This window comes from Streptomyces sp. NPDC018947, from assembly GCF_044390505.1.
Classification (GTDB): domain Bacteria; phylum Actinomycetota; class Actinomycetes; order Streptomycetales; family Streptomycetaceae; genus Streptomyces.
In genome coordinates this window covers 1-4,792 of sequence record NZ_JBIRZD010000037.1, presented here as the reverse complement: position 1 = coordinate 4,792, position 4,792 = coordinate 1, and the positions used below count along the sequence as shown (strand labels likewise).

Annotated in this window: 6 protein-coding genes; 1 reads left to right on the top strand and 5 read right to left on the bottom strand. The window is 37.1% G+C overall.

Annotation, left to right across the window (positions count from 1 at the left end):
* The 3 genes from mobV to ACH499_RS34500 form a co-directional block, all read right to left on the bottom strand.
* A partial coding sequence (mobV, locus tag ACH499_RS34510; RefSeq protein ID WP_398289062.1) for a MobV family relaxase occupies positions 1-1,074 on the bottom strand: 1,074 nt, incomplete at its 3' end.
* A 614-nt stretch (positions 1,075-1,688) separates the two neighbouring features.
* Positions 1,689-2,066, bottom strand: coding sequence for a quaternary ammonium compound efflux SMR transporter QacH (qacH, locus tag ACH499_RS34505; protein ID WP_000121134.1), 378 nt, complete (start codon positions 2,064-2,066; stop codon positions 1,689-1,691).
* Positions 2,066-2,617, bottom strand: coding sequence for a TetR/AcrR family transcriptional regulator (locus ACH499_RS34500; RefSeq protein ID WP_000028029.1), 552 nt, complete (start codon positions 2,615-2,617; stop codon positions 2,066-2,068). The genes qacH and ACH499_RS34500 overlap by 1 nt, the downstream gene beginning before the upstream one ends.
* A gap of 1,039 nt (positions 2,618-3,656) precedes the next feature.
* On the opposite strand from ACH499_RS34500, the gene ACH499_RS34495 reads away from it, so the two are divergent.
* Positions 3,657-4,214, top strand: coding sequence for a replication/maintenance protein RepL (locus ACH499_RS34495; RefSeq protein ID WP_048558832.1), 558 nt, complete (start codon positions 3,657-3,659; stop codon positions 4,212-4,214).
* Positions 4,215-4,227: 13 nt separating this feature from the next.
* Here the strand turns inward: ACH499_RS34495 and ACH499_RS34490 are convergent, their stop codons facing one another.
* Complete coding sequence (locus ACH499_RS34490; protein ID WP_048558833.1) at positions 4,228-4,425, bottom strand: hypothetical protein; 198 nt, start codon at positions 4,423-4,425, stop codon at positions 4,228-4,230.
* A partial coding sequence (locus ACH499_RS34485) for a hypothetical protein (protein WP_398289066.1) occupies positions 4,425-4,792 on the bottom strand: 368 nt, incomplete at its 5' end. The genes ACH499_RS34490 and ACH499_RS34485, both read right to left, overlap by 1 nt.

The following is a 4,792-nucleotide window of genomic DNA, read 5'->3' as shown; positions in this document are numbered from 1 at the left end:
CCGGTTCTCAATTTTTAGAGTGTCCACCTGTTGTTTTAACTCCTTTTTCTCCTTCAACTGGTCATTATATTTATTAACGAGTCCATTGTACTTTTCTATCAAGTCTCCATAGTTCTTTACAATGTCTGTTTGCTTCACTTTTTGCAGTGCTTTTTTCTCTGCTAAGGAGTCTAAATTCTCTTCAATATCTTTGTAGTAATAGCGAATTTTATCTTGTCCAATTTGCATATCAGCTTTCAGCTGCGTAACTTCTTTTTGAGTCTTTTCCAACTCTTTCTGCAGATTCTCTGCTTGTAGCTGATAAGCCACACCATTGGTCGCATAATCGACTAGGCTTTTGTAGTCTTGTTCCTTCATTCCAACAAGCCCTAGAACCTTTTTAGCTTCGATATTCGCAATCGATTTCGATTTATCATCAATCTCTTGAATATGCCCCATTGTCCGCTCATATTTCTCTTGGGCTTCCTTCTCCATGCTTTGAAACGTTTGAGCCTTATATTTAGCCGTCTCCACGTGTTTACGGCTCGACGAGACCCCTCTTTCCAAATTAAAGTCATTTTGCTTCAGGTACTGATTAAAATCGTCCTGAAGACTCACCAGTTGCTTTTTCTGGCCAAAGAAATCTTTAGCCGATAGTCGGCCATCCTCCGTTACTGGAACGAAGCCTACGTGCATGTGAGGGGTTTTCTCGTCATAGTGAACAGTCGCATAGATTAAATTCTTTTCACCGTATCGATCAGCAAGGAACTCATGAGCCGTTTCAAAATACCTTTTCTGCTCTTTGGGTGAAATTTTATCGAAGAATTCCTTGTCAGAGGTAATTAAGAATTCAGCCAGCTTAACTGCATCTTTACGGATCTTTTTTCCAGAGGTCACATTGTCCTCAATTACTTGGCTAATTTTCTCGTTGTAATCAATCTGCCTTTGACCGTTTATCAAGTCATAATTCAGATGAGAATCAGCTTTATTGATGTCGGGATTCGTTTCACTTTCCCTCTCTCTTTGGTTGTGAAATTGAATCCCTTTTATCCCATTTGATTTCATTTTCTGCATTCGGATAATGGAGTAACTCATGGGGTACGCACCCTTTCTGAAAATCGATAGATTAATAGAAAGTGTAACACACTACACTTTGCACGCAAAGTTTCATGTGGTCTGCGACGCTAAAAGCCAAACCTTGGGCTTTGCCCAAACCCACTGGGGAACTCTTCCCCAGACCCCCTTAATCGAACTCCCCAACCCCTCAATCCTTGAGGGGCTCCCTCGCCGGTAGGCAGCTCAAAAGGTGTTGCCTTTTGAGACACCAAGAGGGTCTTGGTGAAGTGAGTCTATCAACTCCTTATCCTCCCTTCGGTCCGGTACCGTTGACAGACGCCATACGGGCCTCTCTCGCCTTTGTAAGAGGTTGCCCCTAGTAAAAACCCTTAAAAAGCAAAAAAGACGCTTCTAGGGGTAGCGTCAGGGAAATGCGGATTTACAACGGTAAGCATTTGATACAAGTCTTATGAGACAGTCAGAAGTCATTTAAAACGCTAATTTCATTATGTCTCAATAAACTCTACTCTATTGGAATTGTGAAGTGATACACTTAAACTAACGTACGCAGGTTTGTTGAATAAGGACTTCAAAAAATACCCTTAATTAAGCTAAAAAGTCCTTCTCTTTATTAAGAAGGACTTTTTTATGTGTTATTCCATTGTCTCATTCATTGTAATAGTTTCGCTTGCTTCATGACCAGATTCTCCATGTCCTGGTCCAAACAAATTCAATATTACAACTCCTACAAGAATCAGTGTTATTCCTGCAATGCTAGCCATGTTAAGTTTTTCCTTCCAAACTAAAACTGAAATTACTGTAGTCAAAACAAGTCCTAAACCTGCCCATAATGCATATGCAGTGTTTAAGGGGATTGTTTTTAGCGACAAGGATAAAAAGAAAAAACAACCAACGAAAGCTATTATTACCCCTATTGTAGGATAGAGTTTTGAAAAGCCTTCAGATGCTTTTAATAGGGAAGAGCCAATAATCTCCCCCACTATTGCAAGTGCTAAATATAGATATGACATTATTCGTCCTCCTGAATCATGTTTATTAGTTCATCAAAAACTTGTGTTTTTAGTTCTTCATTTAATGGTGCCATTCCAAATATTTCTGAAAACCAAAGACCATCTATGGATAATCTTGTAATTGTTATTTTGACAGGATCAATTCCATCAGTTATTAACTTTGTATGCAAAATATCGTATCTCTGCCGGAATTCATCTAATAAATCTGGATTAATAAACATAGCAGCCATTAGTGCGGAATTTAGATTATTGTTTTCTAAATCGGAAAATGTAGATTTAAGATAAGCCCTATTCCATTTTCCTATTGCGTTATCATCGTCGTTATTAACTAACGTATTAATGCATTCGAAATAATTATTTGTCCAATCTTCCACCATTCCTTTAATTAATGCTTCCTTGCTAGGAAAATGGTATAATAATCCACCTTTACTCACGCCAGCTCTTTGGGCGACTGCCTCTAATGTGAGTTTGACAACTCCTTCTTCTTTTACAATTTCAGATGCAGCAATCAATATATTTTTTTTCTTATTAGCATGCTTTGAAATAGACATAATAACCTCCATAACTTAGATACATATAATATACCTTCTGGACGGTTTTTTTGTCAATCGAATTAAAGCTCTTATTTAATATCACTCTTTCACATAAAAATAATCCAATAAATTAATCTAAAGATTGTGAAGAAATGTACTTAAAGTAAAGGGAGCTTTAGTTCAACAGTCGATTTCTTAAAATCGGCTTTATTTATGGGTGAAAATTACATTACCGTTGTAAATCCGCATTTTCAGGACTCTACCCCTTCTAGAGCGCCTCTCATTGTTTTAGCGATTAATTATTATTCCCCTTATTATTTTTTTGAAAATGTTCTTTGTAATATAAATAATCAACTTTATGTTTTGTGGACATTAATTGAGTCGCTAATATTGCGGTGTAAATTGTCGTCAATCCTAGTGCTACTACGGCTAATAAATTTAAATTACTTTTATTAATGCTACTGTTACTATTCATGAAAGCTCAACTCCCTTCTTTAAAATTAGATTTCTAAATATCAAAGATTTTTATTCGAACACCATCAATTCTCCCCTTGTTTTAGGGTGGAGGCTGGCAAGGGGGTTTGGGGGAAGCCCCCATATTGCGTAGATCCATAAGGCAAAAGAGAAAATTTATGAACGGAAGCTCTGGCGGTTTTGGCGGTATAATGGCTCGAGCAAGCCGATTTCCTGAATTCCTCGTTTTAGGTACGTCGGCTTGGCGAAAGTACAGCACCGCCAAAATTTCGGAATGCAAGGAGAAAAGGGTGGAGATTTTTCGGTGGTCTGTCCGAAAAATACTACCCGAACCTTGCGTGGAGAAAAGCCCTTTAGGAGATATAGAAGGGAACACAGAAAAAATGTTGATATATCAATGTTTTAGTTAAGGTAATGTGTCATAGCTTGTGACACGTATATGTGTCATAGCTTGTGACACATAGTTGAATTAAGATGTGTCATTTTTTGCTTGACTATAGTTCATTTTTGACCTATGATGTGTCATAAATTATACATATAGGTATCACAGCTGATGATACATAACAAGGGAGAGAAGGATTCTATGCCAGCAGAGGTGCGTAAATTGGACGAGCAGAGAAAAATTAATGTTGAGTTAACCCCTGAACAACTTCAAATGCTTCAAAGACTTATTGATCTTGAACAGCAAGAAAACAAAGACAAAGAGCAATTTGAAGAGAAAAAGAAAAATCATAATTTCATCCAGCTTTATCGTGACAACATGCCAGAATTAAGATGGTTAATGGCAAATCATAACTTCGCAAGTTCTTTATTATTTTTTATCTTGGAACACATGGATAACAGAAATGCTTTAGCTTGTTCTTATGCAGTTTTTGAAGATTATTTTGGCAAATCAAGGTCAACAGTTTACAGAGCAGTAAAGCTTTTAGAGGAGAATGGATTTTTAAATGTTTTAAAAATGGGAACATCAAACGTCTATGTAGTGAACGAAGACCTTGCTTGGACAGATGGCAATGACAAAAAGAAATTTGCTAAATACGATGGTAAAATCCTTGTCAGCAAAAAGGAAAACAAGGACTTTGAATACAAAAGCCAATTTGATAAATTTAAAGCCCTTAGAGAACGTGAAAACTTAAAATAAAGCGAGTAGATAACTACTCGCCTTTCTTTATTTCAAGAGCATATTTGCCCTCATTTGAATCTTGGTCAACACTTGTAAAAACACCAATATCTTTTATTGGAATAAGAGTTCCAGAACCTAAATGAGGTCTCTTTCTATCCCTCATAAAAAGCATTAATTCTCCCTCTTGGTCTAGTTTCTCCAACTTCTCAACCAATTGTTTCACCTTCATCAGCGTTCCATCTCCATCCCTTTTTGCCTTTGTGGCTTCTCCATTTTTTCTAAAGAGTCCTGGACTAATTTATCTTGCCTATCATCCAGGAACTTGATTGTACTTCGGTCTACATCATTCATCCTCAAGAACGTTTTTACTCGGTCAAGTTGAGCGTGTAAAACTTTGCCCACCCTCTCTTTAAAAACAGAAAACTCCTTGCTGATCTGCACGAGTTTTCCCTTCAATTTTCCGTTCTCTAATTTCAATTCCCGATTCTCATTTTGGTAAGACCGGTTCTCAATTTTTAGAGTGTCCACCTGTTGTTTTAACTCCTTTTTCTCCTTCAACTGGTCATTATATTTATTAACGAGTCCATTGTACTTTT

Coding starts and splice junctions, on each gene's coding strand:
- qacH (WP_000121134.1), bottom strand. CDS start 2,066: ATGTCATATCTATATTTAGCACTTGCAATAGTGGGGGAGATTATTGGC.
- ACH499_RS34500 (WP_000028029.1), bottom strand. CDS start 2,617: ATGTCTATTTCAAAGCATGCTAATAAGAAAAAAAATATATTGATTGCT.
- ACH499_RS34495 (WP_048558832.1), top strand. CDS start 3,657: ATGCCAGCAGAGGTGCGTAAATTGGACGAGCAGAGAAAAATTAATGTT.
- ACH499_RS34490 (WP_048558833.1), bottom strand. CDS start 4,425: ATGAAGGTGAAACAATTGGTTGAGAAGTTGGAGAAACTAGACCAAGAG.